We start from the raw sequence: 16,312 nt of genomic DNA on the forward strand, positions 1-16,312 counted from the left end.
GTGATTCTTCAGCAGTAAAACTTGCCTTTTCATCCTCTAACTGCATCAAAAGTCGTCTTGCATCTGTTTTTGTTCTTTCAATTTTAATAATCATTTCAGTGGCAAGAGGATGTTTTTTAGCTGGTAAATTTTTCTTATCATCCCACATTGCTTTGGAGCAACTCATACCCACAGAGATATATTTAGGTTTTCGGTCTTTAATCAATCGAACCATAATAGGATGTTCCCCGTTTTTAATACTTTGGAGGTGTACAAAAGCACATCAATAGAAGCCATTTACAAATTTTGATTTATATGGTTTAAACATAGTTTAAACAAATGTAGCAAAAAAATACAATTAAATACAAATAACCAAAAGAATAAACGCATATAAACGTTTAAAAATCAGATATTTAAAAATATATCAATATAAATAAAAACAAACAATACATGCCTGTCACGCATGAGGTCGCTAGTTCGAGTCCCGTCCAGACCGCAAAAGCTCAGAAATTTCTTTCTGAGCTTTTTTTGTGTTTATAGCCCTCCACCTTACACTTTTTAAGTTTATATTTGGTATCTAATTATACCTTCTTCGATATAAAATTACCTGTTTCATCTATACTCTTAAACCAACCTAACCACCCAAGGCCCATTTTAAAATGACCAAATTACAACAACTACACGAAGACATTTACACTTTTCTATTAGACTATCATCAGAAAAATCCTTCTTTTTATTTTGCACCAAGAACAAGGTCTATACCAAATGGGAAAACGCTTACTGATGGCTACTGGTTTAATGGTAATGACGACTACTTATTCATTGGATTTTATGTTCCTAACGACGGCGATAACAAAACCAGAACCATAGGCATTTTTGTCAAATTTAAAAATGAAGAAATTGCAAATGCGTATCTTTTAATCACATTTAGAGATGAAAAGTCTGAGGCTTATATTCCATTTTATCAAGGAATCCTAGAATCTTTGGCAACACAAGGGGCGTTTCAGATGGAAACAGAAAGGAAATATAGAAGATTTTACTCGAATCCTCAAGATTGGAGAGGCTTTTTGAGCTGTTTTCTGGAAAAAGAAAAGCCATTAATTGACCATTATATTAATGAAAAAGGGCTGAGTAATGAGTTTTTCATAACGCCTTCGGGCTTTGACAGCTATTTAAAAACAATTGAAGGTTTCAGAAATAGAGAATACAAACCAAATTCACAGTCGGAAAAGTATCATACCAAAAATACCATTAGCAACATGGCAACACCTAACCCCTACCCGCTCAATCAAATTCTCTACGGCCCTCCCGGCACTGGCAAAACTTATAGTACTGTTGAATTAGCTTATAAAATTATTCATAACGATTCGCCAAGCAGTTATGAAGAAGCTCGCAATTGGTACAAAATGGCTTTAGCTCATACAGAAGACCGTCAGGTTGAGTTTATTACTTTTCACCAAAATTATAGTTATGAAGATTTTGTGATGGGTATTAAGCCACAATTGAGTGAAGATACTTTGGGCTTTCGTGAACATAAAGGGATTTTCTTTGAGATTTGCCAAAGAGCTTTGAAGAATTTACGGCAATCATCATTAGAAGAAAGTGTAGAAGAACCTACTTTTTTTGAGGTTTTAGATGAATTTATTCGTCCACTTATCGAAGAAAATAAGCCGATTGTAATTCCGATGAAGTCTAATAACTATTCATTTAAACTCATCAATTTAACAGAAAAAAATATTGGTTTTGAAAAGCAAAGTGGAGCTACAAATCATAGTTTAAGCATTAAAACAATTCAAGATTTATACGAAGGGAATCGAGAGTATAACCTTCAAGGTTTAGGAGTATATTATTATCCACTCATTGAAGTTTTAAAAGCATTTGCCAAAACTAAAACAAAAAGAGTACAACCAGTAGCCCTCAAAAACTACGTAATCATCATAGACGAAATCAACCGTGCTAATATCTCAAGGGTTTTTGGCGAACTTATTACACTGTTGGAAGAAGACAAACGTTGGGGAAATGAATTTGAAACAGAAGTACGTTTGCCCGATGGTGTTACCAAATTTACTGTGCCTAAAAACCTCTACATTATTGGTACAATGAACACCGCTGATAAATCAATTGCTTTGTTGGATATTGCCTTACGACGACGCTTTGAATTTACGGCTTTATATCCTGATTCATCAAAAGTTAGCCCCAATTATCAAACGTTTTTTGAATCGCTAAATGAGCAAATTGTCGCTAAAAAGGGGATAGATTTTACCATTGGACATTCTTATTTTATGACTAAAAATGGTGAGGAATTAGACTTCGTTAAAACGATGAATAAGAAGGTAATTCCATTGTTGAACGAATACTTTTACAACGCTAAGGATAACAAGCTTGTCGCTGAGTTGATAGAAAAAGCGATTGCCAAAGCTGGTTTTACCCATACTATTGTTCCAAGTGCTTATCAACTGCTCATTCAATGATACAATCAATTTATGAATTTGGTAAAGAAATAAGTACTGGCCTTTCTGACGATAAAATCAAGCGTTTTAAAACCTATCTTGATGAAGTTTGGCAAAGCAGAAAACAGTATGGTTTGGAGGAAGATGAACGTGATTCTTTCTATGGTTCAGACAAGAAAAAGCAGCGTTTCCTGACTTTTGATGGAGATAAAATCAGAGCGAATAACTACGTCGGTTTCATTCAGTTTGAAGGGCTTACGCTTAATATTTATCCTAAAATTTGCCAAGAAATGCCCCAAGAGCAAATTAGCTCAAAGGTACTTTACTGGTTAAGTTATGGGAAGAAAATTAATTTGCCATTTGCAGAATTACCGCTCGACCGCCAAGCATTTGATACTTGGTTAGAAGCCTTTATTTTTCTGTTTGCCCACCATACAGAAGAAATTTTGACCAATCAGCCTTATCAATCTTACCAAGAAATTACCGAAGAAACGAGCTATTTGCGAGGTTCGTTAGCCATTCAGCCGTATGTACAACATAATTTATTGACAGGCAGACACCAGTTTTTTCATTGTACTTACGAGCCATTTTTATACGACAATCAGTTTAATCGAATTGTAAAATTCGTTTCCAGAATGCTTTTATCATTCACAAACAATGAAAAAAGTAAGCAAAAACTGAATAGTCTATTGTTTTTATTAGACGATGTGGCGGACGAATATTGCCAAGAAAGCCATTGTGATTTAGTAAAACTCAATCCACTTTATCAAGATTTGGCGATTATATTAGAAATGGCTCGAATGTTTTTGTCGTCGTCAAGCATTAGTCAGTCGGATACCAATAAAAATAATTTCTGTCTTTTATTACCGATGGAAGTAGTTTTTGAGGAATTTATTTTTGGAATCATTGAGACTCATTTTAGCGATAGAAAACCCAACGCTCAGGGAAAAGGATTTTTAACAGAGCAAAGCGTATTTCAGATAAAGAATGACATTATTCTGCAAAATCCCAATTTGGTGATTGACACCAAGTACAAAATCCGAGATAAAAAAGATAGTAAAAAAGGGATTTCACAAACCGATATGTATCAAATGCTTGCATACTCCATCAGGCGAGAAATTGACCAAGTATTATTGATTTATCCAAAAAACGGAGCGAAGCCTTCGGAAGTAGATACTTTTACCATTGCCGATAAATTTGCCAATGATAAATTAATAACAATTAAGGCGGCTGACATTGATATTTGTGGTGAAGAAGATGAGATAATTAGGCAAATTAACGAGGTTTTAGCTACTGACTAATGCCTTACAATTTATAGTTGTATAGAAGAATGAAAACCGATGACATTATTCAAGAACTCTGATAATATCTATATGTTGTGTTAGATTCGGCAATAAAGAATAATATGACGGCTAGGCACATGTACTACATTAGTGCTATTTTCATAAGTAGAATGAAACTAATAAACACAAAAAAAGCTCAGAAATTTCTTTCTGAGCTTTTGCGGTCTGGACGGGACTCGAACCCGCGACCCCATGCGTGACAGGCATGTATTGTTTGTTTTTATTTATATTGATATATTTTTAAATATCTGATTTTTAAACGTTTATATGCGTTTATTCTTTTGGTTATTTGTATTTAATTGTATTTTTTTGCTACATTTGTTTAAACTATGTTTAAACCATATAAATCAAAATTTGTAAATGGCTTCTATTGATGTGCTTTTGTACACCTCCAAAGTATTAAAAAATGGGGAACATCCTATTATGGTTCGATTGATTAAAGACCGAAAACCTAAATATATCTCTGTGGGTATGAGTTGCTCCAAAGCAATGTGGGATGATAAGAAAAATTTACCTGCTAAAAAACATCCTCTTGCCACTGAAATGATTATTAAAATTGAAAAAACAAAAACAGATGCAAGACGACTTTTGATGCAGTTAGAGGATGAAAAGGCAAGTTTTACTGCTGAAGAATTCACCAAGAAACTTAAAAACCAAAGTAAACGTATAACAGTACTTCAGTTTCTCGATGAGGTAATAACTGACCTGATGAAAGCGGATAAGGTAGGCAATGCAAACGTTCATAAAAATTTAAAGAAAGTACTTGAGCGTTTTAGAAATCAAAAAGACTTCACTTTTTCCGAATTGGACGGTTCTTTTTTGCGAAGGTTTGAGCAAGATTTCAGAGAAAGAGGTGTTTCTGAGGTTTCTATGAGTGTACACTTTCGTACTTTGAGAGCCTTGTACAATAGAGCAGTGGTAGAAGATTTTGCCAAGAAGGAAGCAGACCCTTTTGTTGATTACAAAATCTCTAAATTCAACACTAAAACGCAGAAAAGAGCTATTAAAAAAGAGGATATTGTTAAAATAGCTTCTCTCAAAATTGAAAAAGGAACTAGACTTTATGATTCTCAAAACACTTTTCTTTTTAGCTATTATTGTTCTGGAATCAACATTAGTGACATTATCGAACTTGAGTGGACGAATATATCCCCAGATGGTTTGATGGAGTACGAGCGAAACAAAACACACCAACGTCAAGTGGTGCAACTCTTACCACCCGCTAAAGAAATACTCGCATACTATCAAAAATATAGCTTAGGAGACTATATATTCCCGTATCTTGATAAGTCGAAACATAAAACAATTCCTCAAATTACTAATCGTATTAAGAAAGTCACAAAGCAGATAAACCAAGATTTGAAAGTGCTAGCAGAAATGGCAGGAATTGAAGCTAACTTAACAACCTACGTAGCGAGACACACGTTCGCAACGGTTTTGAAGAGAAGCGGGGTCGAAATTAGTAAAATTAGTGAACTGATGGGGCATGAATCAGAGAAAGTGACAAAGGTTTACCTCGATTCATTCGAAAATGACGAGCTGTATGAGGCTACTTTAAATTTATTGTAGAGTTAGTTCATTACAAACTATGCTTACTTATTGGCTGTAAGAAAAGAAGTCCTTTGATGATGATTCTTGTGATTAAAAATCTAGTCGAAGCAAGTTTCGCTAAGACATATTAGAAGGATACAAGTAACTATTTATGGAATATATGAGTTATGTTACTTATTTCTCCATTTGAATAAGATTTTATATAACAGATTATTAATTTTATAGGAATACTTTTTTGAAATTGGTAACTATGCTTTTAAAGTATGAGAGATATAAGAAAAAGCTTTCTTACTGAGCAATAATTTCTTAATTGAGAGTTTCAAAATATTAGAACAATAGCATTAATGTGATTATCTTTAGTCTAAGATAGTATATGCAAAAAACAAATATGATTTGATTGAAAATAAATGAGTTAATGAGTGCATTTACTGAAGTCCTATCAATTAGAACAAGTACCTATCACATCTATTATGTGAAAAAGGCTTCAAAGCAATGTTTAGTAGAAACTATATTTGGCTGAAACTTTAGTAAATGATAAATAAACTAGAGGATTTTCTATCATTGAATCTTAAATTAAACTGTTTTAATTTGTAATTTAATACTATAATTATATGGGTATATGACCGAAAAACAGTTATTAAGACTTTACACCAAGTATCATAGAGCTAAAACTAATGAGCTTAAGTCTATTACTAAAAGTATACACTTTAAGTCCAGAGATTTAACAGTAGCCTCAGATGTCGAATTTTGTATTATTATGATTGCTTCTTGTAATTATTTTCGGTCTCAATTTATTGCGAATATATTAAAAGCGGGAGAGATTAATTATAAACTTGGAGTAGGATATAAATCTTTAATATTATCAATTATCCATGTACAGGAACGCCATAAAGCAACTAAAGAAAAATTCTTTAAAGATAAACCAGAGAAGGAAACAGGTCTTGTTTTTCGTAGGAAAAAATTATGGAGATGGTTTCCTATCCCTTTCACAAAAACAATAGAATTTGAAGGAAAGTACAATCCATATACGTTTATTTTTGATTTAGAGGTTGTTAAAACTGAGGAAGAAATCATCAAACATTATGCTGAACAGAAAGCATCTTTATACCATTACAAGCGAGTTTTGATTAAAAATAAATGGTTCAAAGGGCAATTTTATAACGCTCTTGTCGAAGGTAAAATTGATAAAAATAAAATAAAGGATATTATGATTGACGTAATTACAGAATTTCAAAATCAAGCACCTGAGATTGTAGGATTTTTAGGAAAAGGATTAGCAAGTGGCTTGTTTTCTGGTGTCGGGAAAGATTTTTGGGAGAAAATAAAAGACCGCTTCAAATCTGAAAAAGACAAAGTCGTGATTGAAAAATTTGAAGAAAACCCAGAAGATATTAGACTCCAAGGTAAACTTGAAGGCTTGTTAGAAAACAAAATGGCTGAAATGTCCCAACAAGACCTTTTAGAGTTATTTCAACTCTTCCAGAAAGTAAAGACAGAGAATCCAACTATAAACATAATCAATAACAGTAAAAACGTCCTTAACAACTCTACGATTCATGTTGGAGGAGATTTTCATTTGGGCGATAAAACAAATCAATAGTTTCTACCAATGGAGGAAAAGGTAAAAGTTGAAAATTCTAAAAATGTTATTGTTAATAGTGAAATCAACGCTGTTGACGTACATATCGGAGATAAAATATACAATACACCCAAACTTGAACTAAATAAGCAATGGTTTGAAAATTTATTGACTAAAAGTATCAATAATCTTGGAGAACGATATTCTGAAGAGTTGAATTTTGATTTACCTATTGCTTCGGTATTTAATGGGATAGCTAGAAATCAAAAATTTAAAAATGAACTTAAAGAAAAGGTCAAGATAGTTTTAAACAAAATTGGTGATTTAATAAAAATTCTTAAACGTTCGAAAGTTCTTAATGAAAACCTATCAAAAAATATTCAAGAGCTTGAAAGTAAGAGTATTGAAATAAATAATTGGTATAAAAGTATAAAATGGGATGATGGGGGAAGCCTCCAATATAAAGTCATCAATTCATTAATCAATAGTTTGCTCAAACTGGTGTCAGAAATTCAAGCCATTTTTGATGATTTAGAAGCATTAGAACCAATCCCAACAAACAACTATCAATCTCTAAAATATAACGATGAGCAATACTATCTTCGGCAAATATCAACTACAGGTTATCAATTTGGAAGATTTTTAGACTTCAATATATTTCAATTAGCTGAAAGACCTTATTTATTACTATCAGGAGATGGAGGACATGGAAAATCACACCTTTTGGCAGATGTAGCCAGAAATCACCAATCCAATGGAGGATTTAGTATTTTATTGTTAGGTCAATATTTTTATAAGGGTGAAGTATGGTCTGAAATCTTCAAACAGTTAAGTATTTCTACATTTCATACTAAAGATGAATTACTAACACTTCTGAATGAAATAGGAAAGGTATCTGGAAAAAGATTATTATTTTTCATTGATGCTTTGAATGAAGGAGAGGGTAAAACAATATGGAAAAGTCAATTATCTGGATTTTTGGAAGACTTTAAAAAGTATTCATGGTTAGGAGTTATCGTAAGTGTTCGGAGTACATTTTTATCCTTAGTCGTACCAGAAAATTTACGTAAAGATAGTAATACATTAGTACATATTACCCATCAAGGTTTCAGAGGATATGAGTATCAAGCATCCAAAAGATTTTTTCAATATTTCGGATTGCAAGCTCCTAAAATCCCATTATTAACCCCAGAATTTACGAATCCATTATTTCTACTTCTTTTTTGTAAAGGTTTGAAAAAAAATGGATATACCCATATTCCAGAAGGAATGAATGGAATATCAAAAATTATCCAGTTTTTCTTTCAAGGTATCAACAAATCACTTTTCGATAAATTCGAGTTTGAACCTAAAATTAATCTTGCTAATAAATGTGCAGAAAGTTTCGCACAATCACTTTCGGAGCAAAAACAAACCTTTATGAATTATGATACTGCATTTCTATTATTGAATAATGTAGTTAAAACCTACTTCCCTTTTGTTCAAAATTGTAATATTCTAACTGAGTTAATTTCAGAGGGATTGTTTAAAGAAAATGTAAGGTACAATCGTGATAATAGAGAGACAGAGTGTGTTATTGAATTTAACTATGAAAGATTTGGAGACTACATAATCACTAATCTTTTGGTAGATAAATACATCGACCCAAAGAACCCTTCCTTAGCATTTAAGAGAAATGGAAACTTATCATTCGTATTAGAAAGCCCTAATTCCTACAATGAGGGTATTATAGAGGCACTATCAGTTATTTTACCTGAAAAAATCAGTAAGGAACTTTTTGAAGTAGTCCCCAAAAAGTATTATTCTGTGGAGTCTATTTCTCATGGATTTATCAAGAGCTTAATTTGGAGGAGAGAAGATACAATCACAGGAAAATCACTTGAATTTACAGACGTAGTTCAAAAAAATGGATTTGTCAGGGAATATGTTGAAGTAATGATTTCTGTATGTTCAAATGATAAACATTTATTTAATGCTAATCATCTACATAAAATACTTGTCAATAAAACACTTCCTCAGAGAGATGATGTATGGACTACGTTTATTAATTCCCAATATAGCCCACAAGTAGATGAAGAATATGAAATAGGAGTAATACAACGCCTTGTAGATTGGGCATGGTCAGAAGATAATAAATCATACTTATCAGAGGAATCTATTTATCTTTCTGCCAAAACAGTTACATGGTTTTTGACCTCTCCAAATCGCTTTCTTAGAGATTCTTCAACCAAAGGATTAGTGTGCTTACTGACCAACAATTTACCAATCGCTTGCCGACTAATTGATGATTTTAAAGACATAAATGACCCGTATATTCTTGAAAGGTTATTAGCTGGATGCTATGGAGCAATAGTTAGGTCTGAAGTAAATGAGATGTCAAAAGATTTAGCTCAGAAAGTCTTTGATACCTTTTTTATATATGGAGAACCACCTGTACATCTACTCACGAGAGAATATACAAGAGGTATATGTGAGTTTGCAATACATCACAAATTGGAAATAATTGGAAACGTTAACTTTATCTACCCACCCTATAAAAGTGTTTGGGAAGACCCAAAAATGACAGCTGAAAATTGTGTAAAAAAATATAAAATAAAAAACTTTGTGTATGATACTGCAACTAGAGAAGATAGAGGTCAAAATAAGTTAGTTCTTTCGACTAGTGATGATTTTTATGATTTTAATAAATATGAAATTGGCAGAGGATCTGAGTTCTCAGCAATAGAGATTAATTCCGAAAAAAATTATAATGATTTTTACAATTCACTTACAAAAAATCAGAGGCAGTTATTAAACATATGCAAGGATTGCTTTAAACTCTTTCTAAATCATCCCAAAACTACAGAATGGGAAGATAGAACATTAAAGATTTTAAGAGTAGCAGAGGAATATCTTTTGAAAATTTTATCAGAAAGCGAAGTTGTAAAATACAAACAAGTTGCTCGCCCTTTTTTTGAAGCAAAGTTCTTATCAAATGTTAATAGGTGGAACAATATGTCTGAATTCAGTAATGATAAAATGGTTTCTTTTATTTTGGGTAGGATTTTTGAGTTAGGCTGGACAAAAGAGCTTTTTGGTAGTTTTGATTCTAGTTACGATGAATATGAAAGAAAAAATATCCATATTCAAAGTATCGGCGAAAAGTATAGATGGATAGCATATTATGAATGTTTGGCAAGGATAGCCGACAATTTTCTTTATAGGAATAGGTGGAATGATGAAGAAAAGGAATCTCCTTTATTGGGAGCATGGCAAATTGATAAAAGAGATATTGACCCAACTATTACTTCTAGACCTATAAAAATAGACACATGGAAAGAATATAAAAAAACATGGTGGTTCAATCTTCAATATAATAATTGGAATCACTCCAACTGGTATAAAAAAGAGGATGATTTGCCAAATATTAATACTTTGATACAAGTAAAAGATAGCATTGGAAGGTCATGGGTAATGGTTCAAGGATTTCCTCATTGGAAAAATAAGGAAGATGAAAATGAGTATGATGACACCGATGTGAAATCTGTTAGAAAGGAGTTATGGTTTCATTTACGGTCTTATTTGATATAAAGCTAAATTTATAAAATGGGCTTCCAAACAGCGATTTTACAATAATTGGATGAAACAGTCCAAAGAAACACGTCAGGTATTTAGTAGAGAATATTACTGGTCAAATTCTTATAAAACTAAAATGGATATCAAAGACGTTTATTTAGATTGGCAGAGATTGAGCGATAGGCAGGCGGATAATTCATATCCATTTAAAGGGGTTGTGACAACCGATGAATATAAATGGGGTGAAAGTAAAGATGCGACATTGGGAGAAGATGGGAAATATTGCTATTTCAAACCTTCTCAAAGTCTATTCAATATTTTAGACTTATCATTCCATGGTGATTTTGAATTTAAAAATTCAAAAGGGGAAATTGTATGTATAGACCCATCGGGTCGAGAAGAGGGTCTTTCTTGTCTTTTAGTTAGAAAAGATATACTTTTTGAAGCTATGGAAAAAGAAAACTTAGAGCTTGTATGGACAATTATTGGTGAAAAAATGATAACTCATCCAATAAATAGAGGACCCAGACTTTCTTTTTCAGGATGCTGTTTTTTTAATGAAAAAGATAACATTGAAAATAGATTAAGTTTTGAATATTGGTGATAAGATACGAATATAGTTCTAATATTATAAAAGAGAAAGATAGAAAAATGGGAGCGATGAATTGGTATCAAATGTACGAGATAGATACAAGTACAATTTGGCATGAAGCAATAGGTGCTGAAAATATATCAGAAAGCTGTTATGGTGAATTACTAAGTCAATTTGAATCTCTGATGTTAGAGAATAAGGAGAAATATACAAGTAACATTGATAAAGAAGAATATGATGTTCAACGACATTTTCACTTTGTTAGATTATGCGAAAGATATTGGAATCATGATACAAATAAAAAACTTACAAATTTCCAAAAAGTACATTTAGGATATGTAGTTAGAGCCAATAACTCACTTGGAGGTCTTAAATACAAGTCTTGGAAAAATCAAATTGAAGAAGTTTTAAAGAAGCAACTTCCAGATATTATAAAAGGAAATGATATCGAAACCACAAGGCTTTTAGCTGATGAAAACCTATTGGCTGATTCTTCTCAAGAAGAAAGGGAGGAGTGGATACAGTATCAAATGACTAGACATGCTCCTCATAATATTAGGCTCTGTAAGGATGATGTAGAGGAAGCGTACAGATGGACTTATGATATTTATTGGTTTAGACACAGTCGTATTATCCTAACTTATAAAAATGATGATATTGATGAGAAAAGATATTTTACCTTTTTTTTGCATGGGCAGTAGCTGTGCTTGATTTAGAACAGTTAGACGATTTTTTAAAATATCATTTTAAAAATAACTTTAACAATGATTGGAATGAGTTTGGCAAATTTCTTGAGATTTTATTGATGAAACATAGTAAAATACTTATAAATTCAAATCAAGTTCAATTAATAAGAAAGTACTTAGACAGTAATCCTTATAAGGTTTTTATCGTTGAAAGTAATATTAAGGTAGAATTAGAAGAGGAGAAGCAAAAATTAGGAAGAAAACCCAAGCTCAAAATAGAAATTCCTAAACCTGTTGCAAGAACGAAAGGAGATAGAAAAACTATTTTTACTAGTGAGGATACTGCAAAATTATTCTCATATTTAGCACAATTAAATTGTATTTTCAACAACCCAACAGATATGAGCAAAGCTTCTTTTGCAAAAGCTATAGAAGTACTTACAGGTTTTTCATCCAAGCAAATAGAAGAATTCCTAATTTACGAGAATAATACTCCTAGAAATAAAAGTGAAAAAAAGAAGTTACTAGATAATATCAATGGGTTGATTTTAAATAATTTATAGTTGTATTTGGGGTGCTGTTAATATTAGTGGTACCCCACTACTAAATCAACAACCACAAAAAAACAATAAAACTTTGTGTCATCGAAAGGGACAACACACCATCCCCCTGAGTAGACGACACAAATGGAAATATCCTCCAAATTAATCTTAGTAACTCCAGAAGAATTAGTATCACTAATTCAGCATTCCGTTCGCCAAGTCATTGCTGAGCAAACACCAAAATCTTTAGGAACAGCCGACAAGCCTTTGTCGATAGATGAAGCTTCTTCATTTTTAAATATTCCGAAATCAACACTGTATCAATTTACTTCCTCTAGGAAAATCCCTTTTCAAAAAATTGGCAAGAAGATTCTTTTCTTCAAAGCAGACCTTATCCAGTGGGTCGAATCTGGTAAAAAGAAAACTCGAAAGGAAATCGAAGAAGAGGTTTTTGGTAAGAAAGGAGGCTTACGATGAATAATCCTTATAAACAAGCAGATACTAAAGCTTTTGTTTTGTATTGGGAGGAAGCATTTGCTCAAAGCTTTTTTCATGTAGAAAACCTACTTGATGCTAAATGTAAATATCTGGAAAAGCTAAGAAAAATGCTTTTTGATGAAATGAAGGAAGATGTTTCTGTGAGAATTAAAAATTTAGAGACAGAAATCAATCAAATCATTGGTCTATTGGATATGGTACAACTTCTAAAGACGGCATATCTTGAAGAAACGGCACAAATCGCAACACTTTTGTCGAACCTAACGTGTGAAAAACAAGTGCTACTGCTTCAAAATCAGGAATTAAGGGAGCGTAATGATTTACAAGATAATCTCATTAATCTACTTCTAAGTCGATGTTTTACAACCCTAAATGAAGAAAATGATGAATACTGATAAATATAAGCAATACCTCAATCCTGAACAGATTAGCACAGTAGTTCACGAAAAGACTAACATTGCAAAGATTCTGGCAACACAGGAAAAGATACAATCTAATAGCTGTAAAACGATTGCGTTTAGCTCTCCCATCATTACGTATAATGAAACAGGTGTTGTTTTTCCTAACACCATAAATATTATTCAAGGTAAAAAGGGTGTACATAAACCAAGGTTAACGGAGATTTTTTGTGGATTGATGTTGCAAAGAAATATTACCCAATCAAGCCATCGGTTTTTAGGGATGAAACGAAATGCTATGCAGAAATCGGTTGTGCTTTATGTTGATACAGAACGTAATATCAATGACCAATTTCCTTATGCTATTCAAAAAATCAAGCTACTTTCAGGCTATTCGATAGAAGATAAACCCGAAAATTTAGATTACATATCGTTAATTGATATTCCTCGAAGTGAAAGGTTTGATACGTTAAATGAGTATATCAAAAGGTTTAGAACACGATATGATATATATAATCTCTTCATTGTGTTCGATGTCGTGACTGACTGCGTTGAGAACTTTAATGATGTAAGAGAAAGCCTTAGACTTGTTGATATGCTCAATGAAACCATTAACACCTATAATGTTACTTTTCTTTGTGTAATTCATGAAAATCCTTCAGCAGGTAACGACAAAGGTCGTGGACACCTTGGTACGGAATTAAATAATAAGGCTTCACAAGTTATACAGATAGGCTTTGAAAAGGATAATCAAGGAAACGATACAGACTTGATACGTTTAAAGTTCTTACACTCAAGAAATACTAAGAGATTAGACCCAATTTACGTACAGTATTCAGAAGAAACAAAAGGGTTAGTCCTTGCTAGCAGTGACTTTATTAATGAAAAGCTAGCCATGAAGAAAAGTAAGGCACAGATAGCAGACATTCAAAATTGGCTTACAGATAATATGAAGGAACCCAAAAGTAAAAAAGAGTTGATTGAGTTGATTACGGAGGCTTTTGATTGTGGTTCGAGGATAGTTGAGGATAGGCTCAAGGAGCTAGATGACAAGGGATTTATTGAACGATTTACGGTGGGGAAGAGTGCACATTACAAATTAATTATTCCATTTTAACATGTTCGCACTCGCAAAGTCATATATATGGGTCTGCGAATGCGAGCGTATAAAAGCTCTCAATATTATGTCTGATACAAATAAGTTTCCTCCGATGAATAGAACGGAGTTAGCTCGAAAATATAAGGTAAGCCTACCTACTTTTAATAAATGGCTTGGATTAATCTCGAATCTTGTTCTGATTGAAAATCAAAGGATATTCACTCCTAAGCAAGTGGAGTTAATCATAAACCATCTAGGAGAGCCCCCTGACTGACTCATGTAAACAGCATGAATTAACTTCAATTAATTCGAATTAACGCATATTAACCCTCGTTAACCCAAAGGTGGTTTTCGAGGGTTAATTATTTTTAAACCAGTAAGTTAATAACGATTAATCTAATATTAAGCAATGAACGAAATTAGAACAGGGAGAGCATTACAGTTGGAAGGACTCCAATATGCTACCAACAAAGTAACCTTAGGCTTCAAGTGTGAAGCTCGAACTAAAATAGAATTGGCACAAGAGGCTCAGCAAATGGGAATGACTTTGAGTGAGTATGTAGACACTATCATATCAACCCGAAAGCAGCAAACAAAATCAGACAACAACTCTGAGTTGGAGACATTGTTATCTCAACAAAAAGCCGACCTTCATCATTTTAAAAGGAAAGTCGATTTTTATGAAAATGAGTTATTGCAAAACGCATTTCAACTGCGTAAAGGTCAGACTCTCGAATACAGAAATATCTATGGAGAGACCGTAAGTAAAACGATTACCCAGATTGAGGATATTTACACCATCTTATTAGACACCGTTAAACTCTCGTAATCATGTTCGAAATAATTTCTAATCCGTTTGAAAATGTGGGCGAAAGTCTATCAGGTTTAGCTATTGAGAAAGCTATTGAAGTAGTCACACCATCTACCAGTAAAGGCTTTGGAGTGCTACGTATGTTATTGATTTTGTTACTCTTGGTGTTCGGAGTATTTTTTTATATCATCTTCTACTACTTGCCTAAGCAAAAGAGGGAGGAAGAGGACGTTGAGGGAGGTATAGAGTAACAACATTACCACCATTTTCTTTTCCATATATAGCTAATTTTAAGGCCTGATGGTTATTTTCAAACCTTAAAATTAGCACTTTCTCTGGTAGTAAATGCTAGGATGAAATTTGACTTTAGAATGAGGCAAGTTGCACCTTATTCTCTAAAATATTCCCCCGAACGATAAATGTACTTTGTCGTATTTTCATCTCATTCAACCATTTTTTCCATAAGGCAATAATGATACTTTGTTCTTGTAATGCCATATTTTTGGGATGAATCTCAGCTACACATACTTGAAGATTTCCAAAGCTACTTTTTACGGGTATGATTCCTTCTTCGGGTGAGTTCAATACTTGTTGCCAATTGGTTAAATTCCTCAATCTGTTAATCATTCTTGAATCAGTTGTTCTGTTACCGTTTTTTCCAACAAATCTATTACTCTCAAAATCAAGATAACCATCGGTTAAAATAAACAATTTATTCAGCCCATTTTTTAGTAAACTTTGCGGTAAAAAATCGTTGAAGCTACGCCAAGTGTCAGCTCCCATAAAATCAGTCGTTTTAGTTCTTTTCTCTATGGCTGCTTTGTATAAAGTTGTAAGTAATGCTGGAAGACTCTTTTTAAAAGCTTCCATTTTATTCTTTTTTGTGAAGTTGGAATACTCTTTAAATCAATGAAAAGGTTTTGTGTATAAATATCGTTATCGATACCCCCTTCTTGCGGAATGATGTTGATTTGAAAAACATCTTCTGAGAAAATATAAAAATTCCCCTTGACTATTTTTTCAAATTCTGCAAAGACCGATTGAATCAATACCTTGTCTCTATCTGCTTGTTGTGGTAGCAAAAGCCTGTCCGATAAATCAAGTAAAATGATGTATTTTTGAGGAGGTGGATTTTTGGCTGCCTGTCCAAAAGTGTGTGAAAATGACCTAAGTAGCAGTATCAGCATTATGACTGAAAGTCGGATAATCGTTTTCATATTCTTGATGGT

16 protein-coding genes are annotated in these 16,312 nt (G+C 32.7%); 13 read left to right on the plus strand and 3 right to left on the minus strand.

Annotated features, from left to right (window positions below; translation table 11 throughout):
* Positions 1-238 (minus strand): Arm DNA-binding domain-containing protein (locus FLEMA_RS77390; protein WP_374755634.1); only part of this gene is annotated, 238 nt, incomplete at its 3' end.
* Positions 239-638: 400 nt separating this feature from the next.
* On the opposite strand from FLEMA_RS77390, the gene FLEMA_RS74135 reads away from it, so the two are divergent.
* The 13 genes from FLEMA_RS74135 to FLEMA_RS74200 all read left to right on the plus strand — a co-directional run bounded on the left by FLEMA_RS74135 (position 639) and on the right by FLEMA_RS74200 (position 15,334).
* Complete coding sequence (locus tag FLEMA_RS74135) at positions 639-2,450, plus strand: McrB family protein (RefSeq protein ID WP_044173583.1); 1,812 nt, start codon at positions 639-641, stop codon at positions 2,448-2,450.
* Entirely contained in the window at positions 2,447-3,730 is a 1,284-nt protein-coding gene (locus tag FLEMA_RS74140; protein WP_044173585.1) for an McrC family protein, read from the plus strand. Before FLEMA_RS74135 ends, FLEMA_RS74140 begins: the two co-directional genes overlap by 4 nt.
* A 402-nt stretch (positions 3,731-4,132) precedes the next feature.
* The gene (locus tag FLEMA_RS74145) at positions 4,133-5,341 is read left to right on the plus strand and encodes a site-specific integrase (protein WP_044173588.1); all 1,209 of its coding nucleotides are present in this window, start codon (positions 4,133-4,135) and stop codon (positions 5,339-5,341) included.
* Positions 5,342-5,942: 601 nt separating this feature from the next.
* The gene (locus tag FLEMA_RS74150) at positions 5,943-6,923 is read left to right on the plus strand and encodes a hypothetical protein (protein WP_044173591.1); all 981 of its coding nucleotides are present in this window, start codon (positions 5,943-5,945) and stop codon (positions 6,921-6,923) included.
* Positions 6,924-6,932: 9 nt separating this feature from the next.
* A complete protein-coding gene (gene avs2 / locus FLEMA_RS74155; protein WP_044173593.1) occupies positions 6,933-10,472 on the plus strand; it encodes an AVAST type 2 anti-phage system protein Avs2 in 3,540 nt (1,179 codons plus the stop codon).
* Between the two features lie 49 nt (positions 10,473-10,521).
* On the plus strand, positions 10,522-11,061 hold the full coding sequence (locus tag FLEMA_RS74160) for a hypothetical protein (RefSeq protein WP_044173594.1): 540 nt from the start codon (positions 10,522-10,524) through the stop codon (positions 11,059-11,061).
* Positions 11,058-11,750 carry a hypothetical protein gene (locus FLEMA_RS74165; RefSeq protein WP_159102730.1) on the plus strand — a complete coding sequence of 231 codons (693 nt, stop codon included), beginning with the start codon at positions 11,058-11,060 and terminating at the stop codon, positions 11,748-11,750. Before FLEMA_RS74160 ends, FLEMA_RS74165 begins: the two co-directional genes overlap by 4 nt.
* A 2-nt stretch (positions 11,751-11,752) precedes the next feature.
* Positions 11,753-12,298 (plus strand): hypothetical protein, encoded by a 546-nt coding sequence (locus FLEMA_RS74170; protein ID WP_044173599.1) that lies wholly within the window; start codon positions 11,753-11,755, stop codon positions 12,296-12,298.
* 123 nt (positions 12,299-12,421) lie between these two features.
* Positions 12,422-12,754, plus strand: coding sequence for a helix-turn-helix domain-containing protein (locus tag FLEMA_RS74175; RefSeq protein WP_044173602.1), 333 nt, complete (start codon positions 12,422-12,424; stop codon positions 12,752-12,754).
* Complete coding sequence (locus FLEMA_RS74180; protein WP_044173604.1) at positions 12,751-13,170, plus strand: hypothetical protein; 420 nt, start codon at positions 12,751-12,753, stop codon at positions 13,168-13,170. The genes FLEMA_RS74175 and FLEMA_RS74180 overlap by 4 nt, the downstream gene beginning before the upstream one ends.
* On the plus strand, positions 13,157-14,290 hold the full coding sequence (locus FLEMA_RS74185) for a hypothetical protein (protein WP_144080157.1): 1,134 nt from the start codon (positions 13,157-13,159) through the stop codon (positions 14,288-14,290). Before FLEMA_RS74180 ends, FLEMA_RS74185 begins: the two co-directional genes overlap by 14 nt.
* Positions 14,291-14,681: 391 nt before the next feature.
* Positions 14,682-15,101 carry a hypothetical protein gene (locus FLEMA_RS74195; RefSeq protein ID WP_044173566.1) on the plus strand — a complete coding sequence of 140 codons (420 nt, stop codon included), beginning with the start codon at positions 14,682-14,684 and terminating at the stop codon, positions 15,099-15,101.
* 2 nt (positions 15,102-15,103) lie between these two features.
* A complete protein-coding gene (locus tag FLEMA_RS74200; protein WP_044173608.1) occupies positions 15,104-15,334 on the plus strand; it encodes a hypothetical protein in 231 nt (76 codons plus the stop codon).
* A 115-nt stretch (positions 15,335-15,449) separates the two neighbouring features.
* On the opposite strand, the gene FLEMA_RS0154450 is transcribed toward FLEMA_RS74200, so the two are convergent.
* Both FLEMA_RS0154450 and FLEMA_RS74205 read right to left on the minus strand, forming a co-directional pair.
* Positions 15,450-15,953, minus strand: coding sequence for a hypothetical protein (locus FLEMA_RS0154450; RefSeq protein ID WP_044173612.1), 504 nt, complete (start codon positions 15,951-15,953; stop codon positions 15,450-15,452).
* Entirely contained in the window at positions 15,893-16,300 is a 408-nt protein-coding gene (locus FLEMA_RS74205) for a hypothetical protein (protein WP_144080158.1), read from the minus strand. The genes FLEMA_RS0154450 and FLEMA_RS74205 overlap by 61 nt, the downstream gene beginning before the upstream one ends.
* Positions 16,301-16,312: the final 12 nt, after the last annotated feature.

It is taken from the genome of Flectobacillus major DSM 103 (assembly GCF_000427405.1).
GTDB lineage: Bacteria > Bacteroidota > Bacteroidia > Cytophagales > Spirosomataceae > Flectobacillus > Flectobacillus major.